The following is a 433-nucleotide window of genomic DNA, read 5'->3' as shown; positions in this document are numbered from 1 at the left end:
TATCCAAAGACAAAGAAAAACCCATAAATATATATAATTCAACCTTAGAAGAGCTATATTCAGATTATAATGACAATGAAAATCAAAAAATAATCGAAGTATGTATCAAAAAAAATAGAAGTGGTACCAAAAAAACCTTAATTTATCACTTTGAAATGACCACTCAAACCTTCCAAGAAATCGGTTATGTTTTGCCTTATAAAATAGAAACTTATTATTAATCAAAAAAACTAGGAGTTAAAATAAATGAAAAATAATTCCAAACAAATTATAAAATAACACTAAATCAACTCTAAAAAAATAATAATCATAAAAAATGTGTTAAATATATAATGAAAAAGAATAGAAATAAAATAAATATATAAATATGAACTAAATCACAATAAAATACAATACTTAAATTATTATACTTATAATAATGAATTAAAAAATA

The 433-nt window shown here is 19.4% G+C and carries 1 pseudogene; it reads left to right on the top strand.

The features are described from left to right. Positions 1-221, top strand: a pseudogene (locus OL66_RS03225) (replicative DNA helicase); the annotation flags it as partial. Between the last annotated feature and the right edge of the window lie 212 nt (positions 222-433).

Origin of the sequence: Chrysanthemum yellows phytoplasma, from assembly GCF_000803325.1 — a bacterium.
Taxonomy (GTDB): Bacteria; Bacillota_I; Bacilli_A; order Acholeplasmatales; family Acholeplasmataceae; genus Phytoplasma; species Phytoplasma asteris.
The sequence above is the reverse complement of the archived record's forward strand: the minus strand, read 5'-3'. Positions and strand labels throughout refer to the sequence as shown.